14 protein-coding genes are annotated in these 18,231 nt (G+C 68.5%); 10 read left to right on the forward strand and 4 right to left on the reverse strand.

The window, feature by feature from the left end:
- Positions 1-94 precede the first annotated feature (94 nt).
- Positions 95-676 (forward strand): hypothetical protein, encoded by a 582-nt coding sequence (locus V7067_RS02585; protein ID WP_334174310.1) that lies wholly within the window; start codon positions 95-97, stop codon positions 674-676.
- 483 nt (positions 677-1,159) lie between these two features.
- Here the strand turns inward: V7067_RS02585 and gcvP are convergent, their stop codons facing one another.
- Positions 1,160-4,006 (reverse strand): aminomethyl-transferring glycine dehydrogenase, encoded by a 2,847-nt coding sequence (gcvP, locus tag V7067_RS02590; RefSeq protein ID WP_334174323.1) that lies wholly within the window; start codon positions 4,004-4,006, stop codon positions 1,160-1,162.
- A gap of 815 nt (positions 4,007-4,821) precedes the next feature.
- On the opposite strand from gcvP, the gene V7067_RS02595 reads away from it, so the two are divergent.
- From V7067_RS02595 to V7067_RS02605, 3 genes are read left to right on the forward strand one after another with little or no spacing between them, the layout of a single operon-like run.
- On the forward strand, positions 4,822-5,877 hold the full coding sequence (locus tag V7067_RS02595) for a phosphotransferase (protein WP_334174311.1): 1,056 nt from the start codon (positions 4,822-4,824) through the stop codon (positions 5,875-5,877).
- Between the two features lie 34 nt (positions 5,878-5,911).
- Positions 5,912-7,237 (forward strand): aspartate aminotransferase family protein, encoded by a 1,326-nt coding sequence (locus V7067_RS02600; RefSeq protein WP_334174324.1) that lies wholly within the window; start codon positions 5,912-5,914, stop codon positions 7,235-7,237.
- A gap of 20 nt (positions 7,238-7,257) precedes the next feature.
- A complete protein-coding gene (locus V7067_RS02605) occupies positions 7,258-8,169 on the forward strand; it encodes an aminotransferase class IV (protein ID WP_334174312.1) in 912 nt (303 codons plus the stop codon).
- On the opposite strand, the gene V7067_RS02610 is transcribed toward V7067_RS02605, so the two are convergent.
- On the reverse strand, positions 8,154-8,837 hold the full coding sequence (locus V7067_RS02610) for a TetR/AcrR family transcriptional regulator (protein WP_334174313.1): 684 nt from the start codon (positions 8,835-8,837) through the stop codon (positions 8,154-8,156). The two genes, V7067_RS02605 and V7067_RS02610, sit on opposite strands and share 16 nt — an antisense overlap.
- 301 nt (positions 8,838-9,138) lie before the next feature.
- Here V7067_RS02610 and V7067_RS02615 point away from each other — a divergent pair, with 301 nt between their 5' ends.
- From V7067_RS02615 to V7067_RS02625, 3 genes are read left to right on the forward strand one after another with little or no spacing between them, the layout of a single operon-like run.
- Positions 9,139-9,987 (forward strand): alpha/beta hydrolase, encoded by an 849-nt coding sequence (locus tag V7067_RS02615; RefSeq protein ID WP_334174314.1) that lies wholly within the window; start codon positions 9,139-9,141, stop codon positions 9,985-9,987.
- 8 nt (positions 9,988-9,995) lie between these two features.
- Positions 9,996-11,045, forward strand: coding sequence for a 2,5-dihydroxypyridine 5,6-dioxygenase (locus V7067_RS02620; protein WP_334174315.1), 1,050 nt, complete (start codon positions 9,996-9,998; stop codon positions 11,043-11,045).
- An 11-nt stretch (positions 11,046-11,056) separates the two neighbouring features.
- Complete coding sequence (locus tag V7067_RS02625) at positions 11,057-11,692, forward strand: isochorismatase family protein (RefSeq protein WP_334174316.1); 636 nt, start codon at positions 11,057-11,059, stop codon at positions 11,690-11,692.
- A gap of 48 nt (positions 11,693-11,740) precedes the next feature.
- Here V7067_RS02625 and V7067_RS02630 read toward each other — a convergent pair whose 3' ends face one another.
- On the reverse strand, positions 11,741-12,505 hold the full coding sequence (locus V7067_RS02630) for an SDR family oxidoreductase (protein WP_334174317.1): 765 nt from the start codon (positions 12,503-12,505) through the stop codon (positions 11,741-11,743).
- A gap of 46 nt (positions 12,506-12,551) precedes the next feature.
- Complete coding sequence (locus tag V7067_RS02635) at positions 12,552-13,343, reverse strand: GntR family transcriptional regulator (protein ID WP_334174318.1); 792 nt, start codon at positions 13,341-13,343, stop codon at positions 12,552-12,554.
- 229 nt (positions 13,344-13,572) lie between these two features.
- Between V7067_RS02635 and V7067_RS02640 the strand changes: the two genes are divergently transcribed.
- The 3 genes from V7067_RS02640 to V7067_RS02650 form a co-directional block, all read left to right on the forward strand.
- Positions 13,573-15,642 (forward strand): hydantoinase/oxoprolinase family protein, encoded by a 2,070-nt coding sequence (locus V7067_RS02640; RefSeq protein ID WP_334174319.1) that lies wholly within the window; start codon positions 13,573-13,575, stop codon positions 15,640-15,642.
- 22 nt (positions 15,643-15,664) lie between these two features.
- Complete coding sequence (locus V7067_RS02645; protein WP_334174320.1) at positions 15,665-17,440, forward strand: hydantoinase B/oxoprolinase family protein; 1,776 nt, start codon at positions 15,665-15,667, stop codon at positions 17,438-17,440.
- A gap of 292 nt (positions 17,441-17,732) precedes the next feature.
- On the forward strand, positions 17,733-18,231 hold a 499-nt coding region (locus V7067_RS02650; protein WP_334174321.1), incomplete at its 3' end, for a substrate-binding domain-containing protein.

Below are 18,231 nucleotides of genomic sequence, written 5' to 3' on the forward strand. Positions count from 1 at the left end.
TGCCGGGCGGATCCGCCGCCCGGCGGAGATAAAAGACCCGGCCCGGCCGGCGGGTGGCGCGGGCCGGGGCGGGATGTGGCACAAGGGGGCTGCCATGGGGAAGACGTCTGTTCGTGCCGCCGTCGTCGCCGCCGCGCTGGGCGCAGGCCTTGTCGCCGCCGTGCCGGCGTGTGAGGCCGGGACCGATGCGCCCGTGGCCGGGAAGACGGAGAGCGGTCTTTATGCAGCTCCGCCCGTCCGCATCGGTCGCTGGGAGCTGACCCGCTACACCCGCGATGTGCAGGGCAGCCAGCTCAGCCACTGTGCGGCCATGGTGCTGACGGCCTCCGAGACGGGCCTGTTTCTGGCCTATTCAGCGCCCGGGAATTCTTTCCGGTATGGTTTTTCCGGTGCCGGCAGTGCCGCTGCGGCCGGCCCGATCCCGGTGAGGATCCGGTTCGACGGCCGCACGGCCGCGGCGCGGGAAGCCGTTCTGCCGCTGATGCCGGACGACAACGGCTTCGACTGGCGAACGGCCAGCGTCGCCGCCTCCGCCGGGCCGGGGCTGGCCGAAGAACTGACGAGTGCCCGAAAAATCACTTTCAGCTACACGGTCGACGGCAAGGCCCATGACGAGAGCTTCGCGCTCGCCGGCATCGGCCCGGTGCTGAAGGCGCTGTTCGCCTGCGGGCGGTGACGCCCGGCGCGGCGTCGTCGCGGCACCGCGCGGCAATGACGCAGTGCAACGTCCATGGCGGACGGAGCCGCTCAGGACGGAGCCGCTCACCGGCCGGTATAGCCGTCGTCGCGGCGCCGGCCGACGGGCGCCTGCCGCAGGGCGGAAACGCCGGCCGGTCCGGTGCGGCCGCAGCACCTCACTCCGCAGCCGGGCGAGGGGATACCGCTGCCATCGGAGGCCTGGCCAACGGAGGTCTGTCTGGCGGAGGTCTGGCTTGCCGCTGCGGCCGATCGGGCGGGCCGCCCCGGCCATCGTGCATCTGAAGTGCAGCCGGAAGATCGCGGGGCGCACCGGCGGGGGCAGGGGAGCCGCCGCCGGCCGGCGCCGCGGTGCGGCGGCGCCCCGAGGCCGGTGTGCCGCGCCTGTTTGTACACCATAACCCGGCGGAGGCCGGAGGGCTTGAGCCTTCCGCCGCACCGCCGCACCGCCGGGCCGGCGGCCTCAGTCCGTCGCCCCGGCGTAGCTTTCCACCGGCGGGCAGGTGCACATCAGGTTGCGGTCGCCCCACACGTTGTCGATGCGGTTGACCGGCGGCCAGTATTTGTCGACGCGGAAGGCGCCGGCCGGGAAGCAGGCGGCCTCGCGGTCGTAGGGCCGGTTCCAGTCGCCCACCAGATCTTCCACGGTGTGGGGCGCGCGCTTCAGCGGGTTGTCCTCGGCGTCGAGCCGGCCCTCGGCGATGGCCTGCGCCTCGGCGGCGATGCCGAGCATGGCGGCGATGAAGCGGTCGAGTTCGGCGCGCGGCTCGCTCTCGGTCGGCTCCACCATCAGCGTTCCCGGCACCGGCCAGCTCATGGTCGGGGCATGGAAGCCGCAATCCATCAGCCGCTTGGCGACATCGTCGACGCTGACCCCGGCACTCTCCTTCAGCACCCGCGTGTCGAGGATGCACTCGTGCGCGACGAAGCCTTCGGCGGAGCTGTAGAGGATCGGGTAGGCGCCTTTCAGCCGCTGTGCAATGTAGTTGGCGTTGAGGATGGCCACCCGGGTGGCCTGCGTCAGCCCTTCTCCGCCCATCAGCAGGCAGTAGGCCCAGCTGATCAGCAGGATCGAGGCCGAGCCGTAGGGGGCTGACGAAACCGCCGCCTCGCCCGCCGCCGGGTTGCCCGGCAGGTGCGGTGCCAGATGGGCCTTCACGCCGATCGGCCCCATGCCCGGCCCGCCGCCGCCGTGGGGAATGGCGAAAGTCTTGTGCAGATTGAGGTGGCTGACATCGCCGCCGATGTCGCCCGGACGCACCAGACCGACCATGGCGTTCATGTTGGCGCCATCGATATAGACCTGTCCGCCGTGCGCGTGGGTGATGGCGGCGATCTCGCGCACCGTCGTCTCGAACACGCCATGGGTCGAGGGATAGGTGATCATGCAGGCGGCCAGACTGGCCGAATGCTGTTCTGCCTTGCGGCGGAAATCGGCGAGGTCGATGTCGCCGTTCTCTGCCACGCCGACCACCACCACCTTCATGCCGGCCATCTGAGCGGAGGCCGGGTTGGTGCCGTGGGCGGAGGTCGGGATCAGGCAGACGTTGCGGTGGCCCTCGCCGCGGGCGGCATGATAGGCGCGGATGGTGATGAGGCCGGCATATTCGCCCTGCGCGCCCGAATTGGGCTGCATGGAAAAGGCATCGTAGCCGGTGATCTGGCACAGCTTGGCTTCCAGATCGGTGATGAGCCCGGCATAGCCCTCTGCCTGCGCCGGGGGAGCAAAGGGGTGGATGTCGGCAAATTCCGGCCAGCTCAGCGCCATCATCTCCGCTGTGGCATTGAGCTTCATGGTGCAGGAGCCGAGCGGGATCATGGCGCGGTCAAGGGCAAGGTCGCGGTCGGCGAGCCGGCGCATATAGCGCGTCATTTCCGCTTCCGCCCGGTTCATGTGGAACACCGGATGCGTCATGAAGGCAGAGGTGCGCAGCAGGTCCGCCGGCAGGCGGTAGGCATGGACGAGGTCGTCGTCGCTCATGCCGCCGCCGAAGGCCTGCCAGATCGCCTCGGTGTGGGAGCGCCGGGTGCGCTCGTCATAGGAAATGCCGATGCGCGTTTCCCCCACCCGCCGCAGGTTGATGCCGGCGCGCTCCGCGGCCTGCAGGATATCGTCGCGGCGCGGGCCGCACTCCACCGTCACGGTATCGAAGAAGGCGGCCGGCTCCACGGCGAAGCCCAGCGTTTCCAGCCCTCTGACCAGCCGAACGAGCTTGCGGTGGATGCGCTCGGCAATGGCCCGCAGCCCGTCCGGCCCGTGGAAGACGCCATACATGGAGGCCATCACCGCCAGCAGCGCCTGCGCGGTGCACACATTGGAGGTCGCCTTCTCGCGGCGGATGTGCTGCTCGCGGGTCTGAAGCGACAGCCGGTAGGCGCGGTTGCCGCGGGCATCGACCGAAACGCCCACGATGCGGCCCGGCATGGAGCGGGTCAGGGCCTCGCGCACCGCCATGTAGGCGGCATGCGGCCCGCCGTAGCCGACCGGCACGCCGAAACGCTGGGTGGAGCCGACGGCAATATCGGCGCCCATCTCGCCGGGCGGCTTCAGCAGCGTCAGCGCCAGCGGATCGGCGGCCACGCAGGCCAGCGCGCCGGCGCCGTGCAGTGCGGCGATGACGGCGGTGAAATCGTTCACATGGCCGTAAGTGCCCGGATATTGCACGATGGCGCCGAACACCGCCGCCGGATCGAGATCGGCGAAGGGATCGCCCACGATCACCTCAAAGCCCAGCGGTTCGGCCCGGGTGGCGATGACGGCAATGGTCTGCGGGTGGCAGTGGTGATCGACGAAGAAGGCGCCGGCCTTCGATTTCGAGGCCCGCCGGCACAGCGCCATGGCCTCCGCCGCCGCGGTGCCCTCGTCGAGCAGCGAGGCATTGGCAACGTCGAGGCCCGTGAGATCGGCCACCATGGTCTGATAATTCAGCAGCGCCTCAAGGCGGCCCTGACTGATTTCCGGCTGGTAGGGCGTGTAGGCGGTGTACCAGGCCGGGTTCTCGAAGATGTTGCGCTGGATGACCGGCGGCGTGACGGTGCCGTAATAGCCCTGTCCGATCAGGCTGACCATGACCGTGTTGTGGGCGGCAACTTCGCGCAGGCGCTGCAGAACGCCCTGCTCCGACAGCGCCTTGCCCCAGCCGAGCGGCCGGGTCTGGCGCAGATCGGCGGGAACGATGCGGTCGATGAGGGCATCGAGGCTGTCGGCGCCGATCGCCTCCAGCATGCCGTCCATCTCGCGCGGCGAGGGGCCGATATGCCGGCGGTTGGCGAAGTCATAGGGGGCGTAGCCCACCTCGCGATAATCCATGTCAGCCACCTCAGTTCCCTGTTGCGCAACCGGCCGTCCCGGCCCCGGCGGGCCCCGGCCCGTTGCCGCTGCGTGCGGTAGTTCGATCATCTTGCCGGCGCTCCGGCAAGGGGCATCGGGCGGCCGGCACAGAACGAACGGTGCCGGGCCGCGCTCGCCCGCCGCATCCGGCCCGTTCCGTCCGCTCCACGCTATCACTGCGTGCGGGGCTGTTTCAGCGCGCCCGTTGCCGCGCCCCGCCGTCTCGCCCGCCCCATCTTGCCCGCCGGCGGACGGCGGTGGCCGTGAACGCTCCGGCCCGCGGGCCTCATTCTGTGATCAAATCCAGCCATGCGGCCTGTTCCATCGGGTCGCTCCGGGGCCGCCTCCGGGGGACTTTCGCACGTCCGCTGGGCGGGAAGTCGCGGATTTATTGCCGTTTTGCCACATTCCCGGCTGCAAGCGGAAATTTCCCGCGCTTGTGATCGAATCCCGTTGATCTCGCCGCGTGATCACGTCATTATAAAATCAGATGCAGATACTCAGCATCTGCAATGGCGCATGCCGTTGCTGCCCGGCCGGTTGACGTCGTCGGTTAAGGGGGCCGCTTTGCGGCTGACGGCGCATTCGGGCCGGCCATTCCATTTCCATGCTCTTCGTGCGTTTGCGCTCTGGCGGGCGCGGGCCGGACCGCTGTGGTCCGCTGCCGGCACCGCAAACGGTGCGTGCATGGCGTTATCTGCGCGGCCGCGACCTGCCTGCAGGCGGCGGTCGCGAAGCGTCGTCTTCTGCCGCGGGGCGAAAAGCGCCGCGCATAACCGGGATTGCCGTTTTCGATGGCTGTCGATCTGGATTGGCCCCACCATCTCCTGAGTGCCGCCCCGCCTGCCGCCGATGTTGCCGATGCCCAGCGCATTGCCGACACCCTGTTCGGCCTCGCCGTTTCGGCCCGGCCGCTGACCAGCGAGCGCGACCGCAACTTTCACCTGATCGATGCGGCCGGTCGCGGCTTCGTGCTGAAGATCGTCAATGCGCAGGAAGACCCGGCCGTGACCGACTTCCAGACGCAGGCCTTCCTGCATGTGGTGCGGCGCAATCCGGCCCTGCCGGTCGCCCGCGTGATGCCGGCCCGCGACGGGCGCTACGAGGCGCGGGTGGAACTGGCCGACGGCAGCCGCTGTCAGGCCCGCATCGTGACGCATCTGCCGGGCGAGCCGCTGGCGCGGGTTCGGGCTTCCGCCGCGCTGCGCCGGTCCATCGGCCGCAGCCTCGCCGAGCTTGACCGCGCGCTGGCGGATTTTGAACACCCCGGCGCCGACCACCCGCTGCTGTGGGACCTGAAGTCCGCCGATGCGCTGCTGCCGCTTCAGGAATCCATTGCCGATGCCGGTCTGCGGGCGCGGGCTGAGGCCGGGCTTCAGCCGTTTCTCGATCATGTGCGCCCGGCTATGGCGCGGCTGCCCTTTCAGGTGATCCACAACGACTTCAACCCCCACAACGTGCTGGCCGATCCGGCCGCCCCGGAAAAGGTGACGGGCGTCATCGATTTCGGCGACATGGTGCGCGCGCCGCGCATCAACGATGTGGCGGTTGCGGCGGCCTATCATGTCGGCCCCGCAGAGGCGGCGCTCGACGGCGTGGCGGAGCTGGTGGCGGCCTATCATGCCGTCTTTCCGCTGGAACCGCAGGAGGTTGAGCTGCTGTTCGACCTCGTCATGGCGCGGCAGGTGGCGACCGTAACCATCACCGCCTGGCGGGCGGCGCGCTATCCGGACAATGCGGCCTACATCCTGCGCAATCAGCCGCGGGCGGTGGCCGGTCTTGCCGTGCTGACGGCGATTGAACGCGACCGCGCGCAGGCTGTGCTGCGCCGTGCCTGCGCCATGGAGTGAATGACCGATGCCGGCTTCTTCCCCCGCCCCCCACATGGCCAACGGCTTCGTGCCCGGCAGCACGGCGCTGCCGCCCGAGGTGGCCGCCCTCGTCGCCCGGCGCGACCGCCTGCTCGGGCCGGCCTATCGCCTGTTCTATGAAGAGCCGCTGCACCCGGTGCGCGGCGAGGGCGTGTGGCTCTACGATGCGCAGGGCAACGCCTATCTCGACGTCTATAACAACGTCGCTTCCGTCGGCCACTGCCACCCCCATGTGGTGGCAGCCATTGCGCGGCAGGCGGCCGTTCTCAATACCCATACCCGCTATCTCGACGAGACCATTCTCGATTTCGCCGAACGGCTGCTGGCCACCTTCCCGGCTCCGCTGGCCCACGCCATGTTCACCTGCACCGGCAGCGAGGCGAACGACCTCGCCATCCGCATCGCCACGGCGGTGACCGGCGGCGAGGGCTTCATCGTGACCTCGTTCGCCTATCATGGCGTGACCAGTGCAACCTCGTCGATGTCGCCCTCGCTCGGCACCCGCGTGGCGCTGGGCGAGCATGTGCGGCTGGTGCCGGGGCCCGATCCCTATCGCCACGGTGCGGCCGAGACGGGCCGGCTGCTGGAGACGGCCGTGCGTGCGGCGATTGCCGATCTGGAATGGCGCGGCCACAAGGTGGCGGGCCTGCTGTGCGATACCATCTTTTCGAGCGACGGCATCCAGCCCGAGCCGGCGGGTTTTCTGGCCGGTGCGGTGCAGGCGGTGCGCGCGGCCGGCGGCCTCTATATCGCCGACGAGGTGCAGCCGGGCTTCGGGCGCACCGGCGCCGGCATGTGGGGCTTTGCCCGCCATGGCGTGGTGCCGGATATCGTCACCATGGGTAAGCCGATGGGCAACGGCCATCCGGTGGCGGGGCTGGTCGCGCGCGCCGACCTGCTGCAGATTTTCGGCCAGAAGTCACGCTATTTCAACACGTTCGGCGGCAATCCCGTGTCCTGCGCGGCGGGCCTTGCGGTGCTTGAGGTGATCGCCGGCGAAGGTCTGGTGGCCAATGCCGCCCGCGTCGGCGCGCTGATGAAAGAGGGCCTTGAGGCGCTCGCGCAGCAGCACGCGGCAATCGGCGATGTGCGCGGCGCCGGGCTGTTTCTTGGCGTGGAACTGGTGAAGGACCGCGGCACGCGGCAGGCCGATCCCGACTATGCGAGCCGGCTGGTCAACGCGCTGAAGCGCCGCCGCGTGCTGATCAGCGCCTCCGGGCCGGAGGCCAACGTGCTGAAGATCCGTCCGCCGCTGGTGTTCTCGGCCGATAACGCCGCCTGCTTCCTGGAGGCAATGGCCGCGGCGCTGCGCGAAGTCGATGACGCCACCGGCCGGTAACGGCCAACAAGGGGACTGAAATGGCTGAACCGGATTATTCCCGCGGGGCCGCCTGCATCGACGGGCAGTTCATGCCCGTGGGCGAGGCGCGCATTCCCATCACCGACTGGGGCTATCGCCGCTCCGATGTGACCTACGATGTGGTCGGCGTGTGGGGCGGCGCGTTCTTCCGCCTCGACGATCACATCCGCCGTTTCCGCGCCTCGATGCAGTCGCTGCGCATGGAGCCGGCGGAGAGCGACGACGACATCCGCGCCATTCTCACGCGCTGCGTGCAGCTTTCCGGGCTGCGCGAGGCCTATGTGGCGATGGATTGCCTGCGCGGACGCCCGCTGCCGGGCAAGCCCTATCATCCGGTGTTCGCCCGCAACTATATCGCCGCCTACGCCATCCCGTGGGTGTGGGTGGCAAGCCCGGAGATGCAGCAGCGCGGCGCCCATCTGGTCGTGGCGAAAACGCCGCGCATCGCGACGGAATCCGTCGATCCGACGGTGAAGAACTTCCACTGGGGCGATCTCACGCGCGGCCTGTTCGAGGCCTACGATCAGGGCGCGGATTTTGCCGTGCTGCCGGATGCCGACGGCAATCTGACGGAAGGCCCCGGATTCAACGTCTTCATCGTGCGCGACGGGGCGGTGGCGACGCCGGACCGCGGCGCGCTGGAAGGGGTGACGCGGGCTTCGGTTCTGGAACTGTGCGCCGAACTCGGGCTGCCGTGCGCGGTGCGGCCGGTTTCCATGGACGAGGTGCGCGAGGCGGACGAGATTTTCCTCACCACCACCGCCGGCGGCATCATGCCCGCCTCGCGCATCGACGGGCGCATCATGAACAATGACCGGCCGGGGCCGGTTTCCGCGCGGCTGCGCGAGTGCTTCTGGCAGAAGCGGGCCGAAGGCTGGCACGCCACGCCGATCGATTATGCGGCGCTCTGAGCCCTGAGGCCGGCGGCGGTGAAGGCGACGATCTCCGCGATCATCGTTTCCGTCGCCGGCATCGCCGCCGCCCCGGCGCTGATTTCGCTGATGCGGTGGGCATCCGACAGGATGTAGAGATAAATGCCGATGATCTGCGCGAAGCGGCGATAGAGCACATCGGCAGGCAGGTGCGGCAGCAGGCCGGCGAGCACCGTCACAAAGGCCCGGACCGGCGCATCGTAGACCTCGCGGCGCAGGCCGAAGGCCATTTCGTCCGGCTCTGCGTGCAGCCGGGCCTGCAGGCGCAGGAACGCCCGTCCGCCGGTGCTGGTCACGAGACCGAACGGCGGCACGAGATAGGCGCGCACCACGTCCTCCACGCTGAACGGCGCTTCGCGGGCCTGCAGGGCCTCCAGCAGCGCCATGCGTTCGCCGGCAAGCTGACGGCCGCGGCGCAGGTAGACCTCGCGGAACAGATCCGGCTTGGAGCCGAAATAATAGGTGATCATCGCCTGCGTCACGGCTGCCTCGGCCGCGATTTCGCGATAGGAGGCCCCTGCGAAGCCGCGTTCCGCAAAGGTCCGCTCGGCGGCGTCGAGCACCGCCTCGCGGTGGTTGCCGCGCCCTTCCGGCCGGCCGGGCCGGCTGCGCCGCACGGGTGGCGGGGAGGCGCTGTCGTCGCTCATGAGGCTTTCACCGGGTTTCGGCGCGGCGCCCGGGCGGGGGCTGCGCGCGGCGGCGGGGCAGGGGAGTGCCACCGGGTCTAGCACGCCGGCGCGGCCATTGGCCAACGCTGCGCAGCGCTCGTGAGGCCGGCCGGCGAAGGCCGGTGCGATTGCCCGCGAGGCGGGCAGGGCGTGACGCAAATCTGGCCTTGTCGCCAAATTAATTAAATGCCAGTTTAATTAATGTCGCCCGTGCCGCCGCACACGCCCTGCGCTGCCGCAGGGGCGCCGTGCGGCCGCCGGGGCGGCAAGGGATCACGACATGGCAAGCACTTTTCTCTACGGCGCGCATGTGCACGCCAACGGCATCCGCCAGCACTTCCAGCGCTTCGGCGGCCATGGCCAGCCGCTTATCCTCATTCCCGGCATCACCAGCCCGGCGCCGACGTGGGCGTTCGTGGGCGAGCGCTTCGGCCAGACCCACGACACCTACGTGGTGGACGTGCGCGGCCGCGGCCTGTCGTCCGGCGGGCCGGAGCTGGATTATGGGCTGGATGCACTGGCCGACGACCTGATCGCGCTGGCCTGCGAGCTGGGGCTTGAGAAGGGCCGGCGCGGGGCTCCCGTCGTCGTGGGGCATTCGATGGGCGCGCGCATCGCCATCCGTGCCGCGCGCCGTGCCCCGGGCGCGTTCGGCCGGCTGGTGCTGGCCGATCCGCCGGTGAGCGGCCCGGGCCGGCGGGCCTATCCGGCGCCGCTGACGTGGTATGTCGATTCCCTCCGCCTTGCCGTGCACGGCATGGACTGGCGCGCGTTGCAGCCGTTCTCGCCCACATGGGGAGAAGCCGACCTGCGCCTCAGGGCGGAGTGGCTGGCGACCTGCTACGAGCCGGCGATCCTGCGCGCGTTTGCCGATTTTCACGACACCGACATCCACGCCGATCTGCCTTTTCTGGGCTGCCCGACCCAGCTTGTCGTGGCCGGCAAGGGCGGGGTGATCCTGCCGGACGATATCGCCGAGATCCGCGCCCTCAACCCCGCCATCGTCGTCACCTGCGTGTCCGGGGCGGCCCACATGATCCCGTGGGACGATTTCGACGGTTTCTTTGCCGCCATCGATCCCTTCCTGCAGACCGGAACCGCGCCGGTCGTCATTCCGCCGAAACCGTGAGACCGATCATGACTGTCAGCGATACTCAGTTCATCGCCGCCTGGCGCACCGTGCTGGCCGGCTGCAATCTGAAGGCGGGTGAGCAGGTGACGCTGCTGACCAGCACGGATACCAACCCGCAGAGCCTGCGCTGCGCCACCGTGGCGGCGAGCGAGCTTGGCGGCATCATCACTACGGTGGAACTGCCGCCGATGAACGGCGAGGTTTCGCTCAGCCGCGACAAGCTGGCCTATGTGGGTGCCACCGCGCTCAGGGGCAACAAGGCGGCGATGGCGGCGCTGAAATCGAGCGACCTCATCATCGATCTGATGCTGTTGCTGTTCTCGCCCGAGCAGGGCGAGATTCTGGAAAGCGGTTCGCGCATGCTGCTGGCGGTGGAGCCGCCGGAAGTGCTGCTGCGCATGATCCCGACCGAGGACGACCGCCGCCGCGTGCTGGCTGCCACCGACCGGCTGAAGCGCGCCAGAACCATGACGGCCACCTCGCGCGCCGGCACGGATTTCACCTGCGCGCTCGGCGATTATCCCATCCTCACTGAATATGGCCTGGCCGATCTGCCCGGCCGCTGGGACCACTGGCCGAGCGGCTTTCTGGCAACCTGGTCCAACGAGGGCAGCGCCAGCGGCCGCATCGTCATCGACCGCGGCGACATCATTCTGCCGTTCAAGTCCTATGTGCAGGACGCGGTGGAACTGGTGTTCCGCGACGGCTACCTGCGCGAGATCAATGGCGGCTTCGATGCGGAGTTCCTGCGCGAGTACATGGAATCCTTCGACGATCCGGAGGTCTACGCCCTGTCGCACATCGGCTGGGGCCTGCAGCCGCGCGCGAAATGGACGGCCATGGGGCTCTATGACCGCGAAGCAACCATCGGCATGGATGCGCGGGCCTTCTACGGCAATTTCCTGTTCTCCACCGGGCCGAACACCGAGGCCGGCGGCACCCGCGACACGCCGTGCCACATGGATATTCCGCTGCGCAACTGCTCAGTCTACCTTGATGGCGAGCCGATGGTGATCGACGGCAAGGTGATCCCGCCCGACCAGCGCGCGGACTGAAGGACGCCACGATGAGCGCAGACGAAGACGTCTACCGCCGGCAGGGCTTTGGAGCTTCTGTCGGCATGGGCGCGCGGCCGGGGCTGCTGGTGATCGATTTCACCAATGGCTTTGCCGACCCGGCCGGCTTCGGCGGCGGCAACATCGCCGCCGCCATTGCCCGCACGCAGACGCTGCTGGCCTTTGCCCGCGCCCGGCGCTGGCCGGTGGCCCACAGCCGCATCGTGTTTCAGGGCGACGGAGCGGATGCCAATCCGTTTTCCCGCAAGATACCCGGCATGCTGATCCTGACGGAGGATAACCCCGCCAGCCACTTCGTGCCGGCGCTTCAGCCGGCGGCCGGGGAACTCGTGGTGCGCAAGACGGTGCCGTCGGCCTTCTTCGGCACCGCTCTGGCGCCCTGGCTGATGCAGTGCGGGGTGGATACGCTGGTCGTGGCCGGCTGCACCACCAGCGGCTGTGTGCGCGCCAGTGTGGTGGATGCCATGTCGGCGGGGCTGCGCGTGATCGTGGCGGCGGATTGCGTGGGCGACCGCGCCACCGGCCCGCACGAGGCCAGCCTGTTCGACATGCAGCAGAAATATGCGGACGTGATGCCGTTCGAGGCGATCCGGCAGCTGGCGGAAGCGCGGTCCGCGGAAGGATGAGAGGGTTCGGGCGGCCCCTCCGGGGGGTGAGAGGGGCCGCCCGCCTCCTCAGAAGCCGGCGGAGAAACCTTCGTCGGCGAGGATCGTGGTGCCGTGGATGGCGATTGCCCCCGGCGAGGCGAGGAACACGGCGATGGCCGCCATGTCCTCGGGCTCGGAATAAACGCGGTCGGTCGGCGTGCGGGCGACGATCGCCTCCAGCATCGGCTTCAGTTCCGGGCTGGTGCGGATGTCGGCGTTCATCTCGGTGCGGGTGTTGCCCGGCGCGATGGCGTTGACGTTGATGCCGTGGGGCGCGAGCTCAATGGCGAGGGCCTTGGTCATCATCGACACGCCCGCCTTGGTGGCGCAATAGATGGCATAACCGCCAAAGCCCATGGTGGCGCACACCGACGAGATGTTGATGATCTTGCCGTGGCCGCGCGCCTTCATCAGCGGTCCGACGACGTTGATGGCGTTCCAGGTGCCCTTGAGGTTGATGTCGATGGTGCGGTCGCGGGCCTCCGCCCCCGTCGCGCCGACCGGGGTGGGGAAGAACACGCCGGCCGAATTGACCAGAACGGCGATGGGGCCGAGATCGCGTTCCACCGCGGCGGCGACCGCGGCGAGGGCGGCCTCGTCGCGCACGTCGGCGGCGTAGGCGCCGGCCTTGCCGCCGGCCGCACGGATGGCCGCGGCAACGGCCTCTGCCTTTTCCACCTTACTGGAGGCCACCACAGCCACCGTGGCGCCATCGCGGGCAAAGGCATGGGCGATGCATTCGCCGATGCCCTGCGAACCGCCGGTCACGAGCACAACCCGTTCGGAACCCATGTTCGATCCTCTCATGGTGACGGGCTGGTCTGGCCGGAAACCGGCTTCAGGCGCCCGGGTCGGAATAAGCCTCGTCGGCCGTGCGGCCGAAGAACATCACCGCCCGGTAGATGCGGGCGGAATCGCGGATATCGGCTTCCATCGCGGCCCGCGCGCCGGCGGCATCGCCCTTGGCGAAGGCGGCGATGAGGTCGAAGTGATGGCCGACCGCCTGCGCATAACGGATCGGCGGCAGCTTGTTAGTGCCCTGATGCAGTTCGGCCAGATAGGGGCCGCCCTGCTGCCACAGGCTTTCGATGGAGGCGAACAGCACCTCGGAATGGGCGGCGCGGTAGACCGCGAAATGGAAATCCTTGTTGGCGTTGACGAGTGCCGGTATGTCGCCGGCGGTAAACAGCCGGTCCAGATGTTCGTTGGAGGCGCGAATCGCGGCGAACGCGGCGCTCTCCATTTGCTCGGCCGCGCGTGCCGCGGCATGGCCTTCCAGCACCGCGCGCACGTCGGTCAGTTCGTCGAACCGCTGCAGCGTCAGCACGGGAACCCGCGCCGAGCCGCTTTTCAGCAGTTCCAGCGAGCCGTCGCCCACCAGCCTGCGGATCGCCTCGCGCACCGGCATCGGGCTGGTGCCGAGCATTTCAGCCAGCCCGCGCACGGTCAGCACCTCGCCGGGCCGGAAGCGGCCCTGCAGCAGCGCGGCGCGCATCTCGCGATAGACGCGGCCCTGCATGGTTTCATGGCTGAGACGCGGCACGGGGCCGGCCGGTTCTTCTGCCGTCGTCGTGGCTGTGGTTGCGCGCGCGCCATCGCGCAACGCGGCCTGCGCGGGTTCGTCTGCCATCGTCATTTTCTCCCCTGAAAGGCATCTATGCGCAGATTTGATCTGTGATCAAAGGCGAAATTTGCGGCATCGGCGCCCAATTTCCCACCATGGTGGCGATATTTTTGGCATGCCTCAATTCTGTCTTGTGATCAAAGATCAAATGCAGCAGCATTCGGTCATGGGGGACAAGTGATGCCATCTGCGCGGGTGAAAGCCGGCCGGTCCGGGTTTTGCCGAGGAGAGACGAATGCGCTTTGCGGTTGATACGGGCGGCACGTTTACGGACCTCATTGTTGAGGACGACAGCGGCGCCCTGCACATGTTCAAGGCCTCGACGACGCCGGCGGACCCCATCCGCGGTGTGCTCGATGCCCTTGCCGTTGCGGCCGAGGGCCTTGACATGCCGCTGGCGGAGCTGCTGGCGCGGGGTGAAACCCTGATCTACGGTACCACGCATGCGATCAATGCGATCATCACCGGCAACACCGCAAAGACCGCGTTCCTGACCACCGAGGGCCATCCGGACATTCTCGTTATCCGGGAAGGCGGTCGCAGCGAGCCGTTCAACTTTACCGTGCCCTATCCCGCGCCCTATGTGCCGCGGTCGCTGACCTTCGAAATTCCCGGCCGCATCCTTGCCGACGGCAGCGAGCGCGCGCCGCTGGACGAGGCGGCGGTGATTGCCGTCATCGAGGCCATGAAGGCGCAGGGCGTGGAGGCGGTCGCCGTCTGCCTGCTGTGGTCGATCCTCAATCCGGCCCACGAGGAGCGCGTCGGCGAACTGCTCGCCACGCACCTGCCCGGCGTTCCGGTCACGCTCTCGAACCGCCTGAACCCGGCCCTGCGCGAATATCGCCGCGCCACCTCGGTTGCCATCGACGCTTCGCTGAAGCCGATGATGGAGGCCTATATGGACAGCCTCGCCCGCCGTCTGGCGGAAGCGGGCTTCGGCGGGCGGGTGCTCGTCGTCACCTCCATGGGCGGTGTCATCGATGCTGCGGAGGTTGCCAGGGCGCCGATCAATCTCATCAACTCCGGTCCGTCGATGGCCCCGGTCTCCGGGCGCTATTTCGCCCGCGTCGATGCCGGTTCCGATAACGCCATCATCGCCGATACCGGCGGCACGACTTACGACGTCAGTCTGGTGCGGCGCGGCCATATTCCGTTCACCAGCGAAACGTGGATCGGGCACCCCTATCGCGGCCACATGACCGGCTTTCCCTCCGTCGATGTGAAGAGCGTGGGCGCCGGCGGCGGTTCCATCGCGTGGATCGACGAAGGCGGCATGCTGCACGTCGGCCCGCAGTCGGCCGGCGCGGTGCCGGGGCCGGTGTGCTACGGCCGCGGCGGCACGCACCCGACGGTGACGGATGCCTCGCTGGTGCTGGGCTATATCGACCCCGCCTTCTTCCTCGGCGGCCGCATGACGCTCGATCTGGAAGGCGCGCGCACCGCCATCGAGCGCGAGGTGGCGATCCCGCTCGGCCTCAGCGTCGACGAGGCGGCCTCGTCCATCATTGCGGTGGCGACCGAGAACATGGTGCAGGCCATTGTCGACATCACCGTCAATCAGGGCATCGACCCGGGTCAGGCGGTGCTGATCGGCGGCGGCGGCGCGGCCGGGCTCAATTCCGTGCTGATCGCCCGGCGCCTCGCCTCGCCGAAGCTGGTGATCCCGGAAGTCGGGGCCGCCCTCTCGGCGGCCGGCGCCATCATGTCGGATCTGACGGCCCATCACCGCGCTACCTTCTTCACCAAGTCGGCGACCTTCGACTACGACGGCGTCAACGCGGTGCTCGACGGGCTGCTGGCGCGCGCCGATGCCTTCATCGCCGAGCGCGGCGCGGATTCGAAGGCGCAGACCATCATCCTCTCCGCCGAGGCGCGCTACCCGGAGCAGGTGTGGGAAATCGAGGTGAAGCTGCCGGTCACCCGGTTCGGCGGGCCGCAGGATGTGGAAGCCCTGATCGAGGCATTCCATCAGGCGCATGAAGAGATCTTCGCCATCCGCGATGCCGGCTCGGGCATCGAGGTGGTCAGCTGGAGCGTGGCGGTCGCCTGCCGTATCCGGGCAGAGGAGGGCGCCACGCTGGCCTCCAGGGCGGCGGCGGGCGCGGCGCGCGGTACCCGGCCGGCCTATTTCTCCGGCCATGGCCGGGTGGAAACGGACGTGCGGCGCTTCGAGCTGCTGACGACCGAGGACGAGGTCGCGGGCCCCGCGATCATCGAGTCGTCGTTCACCACGGTGGTCGTCAATCCGGGTGCCGTGGCGCGGCGCTGCCCCTCGGGCAGCCTCGTCATCGATCCCGGCCTCTGAGCGCAAAGAAGGAACCTGACCCATGGCAGAGACTGCGTCTTCCGCTGCCGGCAAGGGCGTCCGCCTTGCCCTCATCAACAACCGTCTGGAGGGTGTGGCCCGCAAGATGGCCAACACCCTGCTGCGCACCGGCCGTTCCGGCGTGCTCAACATTGCCCGCGATTTCTCGTGCTGCATCGTGACCCGCAACAACGAGCTGCTGGCCACCGCCGAAAGCCTGCCGATCCATGTGCTTTCCGGCCCGGACATGATGGTCGCCGCGATGCGGAAGTTCCATCCGGTGCTGAAGAAGGGCGATGCCTTCCTGCACAATTCGCCCTATCACGGCTGCTCCCATGCCGCCGACCACACCATTCTCGTGCCGGTCATCGACGATAACGGCGTGCACCATTTCACCGTGGTGGCGAAGGCCCATCAGGCCGACTGCGGCAACTCCCAGCCCACCACCTATTTCGGCGCGGCCCGCGATGTTTACGAGGAAGGCGCGCTGATCTTCCCGGCCGTGAAGGTGCAGGACAACTACGAGACCAATCAGGATATCGTGCGCATGTGCCGGGCGCGCATCCGCGTGCCGGACCAGTGGTGGGGCGATTTCCTGGCGATGCTCGGCGCGGCGCGCATCGGCGAGCGTGAGCTGCTGGCAATCGGCGCGGAACTGGGCTGGGACGCGGTGCATCAGTTCGAGGACGAGTTCTTCGACTACACCGAACAGCGCATGGTCGCCGCCATCCGCAAGCTCACCGCCGGCAAGGCCACCCACATCAGCATCCACGATCCGTTCCCGGGCACGCCGCCCGACGGCATTCCGGTGAAGGTGGATGTCGCCGTGGACCCGGATGCGGCGATGGTGGAAATCGACCTGCGGGACAATCTCGACAACCTGCCGTGCGGTCTCAACACCACCGAATCGACCGCCCGCACGGCGGCCATGGTCGGCCTCTTCAACAGCATCGACCCGACCGTGCCGAAGAATGCCGGCGCCTTCCGCCGCATCCGCGTGCACCTGCGCGAGGGCTGCGTGGTCGGCATTCCGATCCACCCCACCTCCTGCTCGGTGGCGACCACCAATCTCGCCGACCGCATCGCCAACAGCGTGCAGAGCGCGATGGCGGAGATCGTCGCCGGTGCCGGCCTTGCGGAGGCGGGCGCCGTCATTCCGCCGGCGATGGGCGTGGTCTCCGGCGTCGATCCGCGGTCCGGCCAGCGCTTCGTCAACCAGATCTTCCTGGGCATGAGCGCCGGTCCCGGCGCCCCCACCACCGATGCCTGGCAGACGCTGTGCCACGTCGGCAACTCCGGCCTGTGCTATCAGGACAGCATCGAACTCGATGAACTGCGCCAGCCGCTGGTCGTCGAGGAACGCCGCTTCCTGCCCGATACCGAGGGCGCGGGCGAATATCTGGGCGCCAGCAGCATTTTCGTGGCGTTCGGCCCGGTCGGCTGCGATTTCGACCTCGCCTATGTGGCCGACGGCAATGTCTACCCCGCCCGCGGTGTGCGCGGCGGGCTGGACGGCGCGCCGGTGCGGCAGATGAAGCGTCTTGCCGACGGCTCGGTGGTGGACCTGCCGGGCTGTGCGCAGGAGCACATCCGCGCCGGCGAGATGGTGCTGTCCTATTCCAACGGCGGCGGCGGTTACGGCCGGCCGCTGGACCGCGACCCGGCGCGCGTGGCGGCCGATGTGGCCAACGGCTGGATTACCGCGGCGCGGGCCCGCAGCGTTTATGGCGTGGTGCTTGCAGAGGATGGCCGCCCGGATGCGGCGGCCACCGCTGCCCTGCGCGCCAGCGCCGCCTGACACGACACGGGCGGGCGCGAAGGCGCCCGTCCGCCCTGCCATTTGCGTCCGCCGGCCCTGCCTGCCGAGGCCGCTCCTGTCCAACCCTTAGGGCGTCTGCGCCTAAGCGGGCTGAAGGGGCCGCGGCTAGCATGACTGTCGGGTGTAAAGTAAATCCGCGTGGGATGCTCGGTCCTGCCCGGAACGACGACAGACTGAAAGTTTTTCCCGGCCGGTAACCTCCCGGAAAACCGGACGTGAAGACAAATAATAAAGCCCTTCCAGAACGAGATCTCGGGGAACTGAAATGAAGATGCGTTCTCTTGCTATGGGTGCCGTCAGCCTGCTTTCCGTCATGGTTGCGGCGCAGCCGTCCATGGCTGCGGACAAGTGGTATCCGGCCAAGGTCTATGACGCTTCGTCGGGCAAGGATGTCGAAGCCGAGTACACTCCGCTGGAAAAGGCGGCGAAGCCTTACAACATCTGCGTGCTGTTCCCGCACATGAAGGACAGCTACTGGGTGGCGGTGGCCTACGGCCTCGTCTCCGAGGCGCAGGATCTGGGCGTCGGCATGAACCTCTACGAGGCCGGCGGCTACGAGAACCTGCCGCGCCAGCTTTCGCAGTTCGACGACTGCCTTGCGGCCGGCGTCGACGCCATCATCATCGGTTCCATCTCGGAAGCCGGCGTGGCGCAGAAGTTCGAGGAAGCCGCCAAGAAGGGCATTCCGGTGATCGCCGTCGGCAACCCGGTCTCCGCCGGCAAGCTGCCGGCCATGATCTATGCCGATTTCAAGACCATGGGCGGCATGA

Source organism: Pseudoxanthobacter sp. (assembly GCF_036822375.1).
Taxonomy (GTDB): domain Bacteria; phylum Pseudomonadota; class Alphaproteobacteria; order Rhizobiales; family Segnochrobactraceae; genus Pseudoxanthobacter.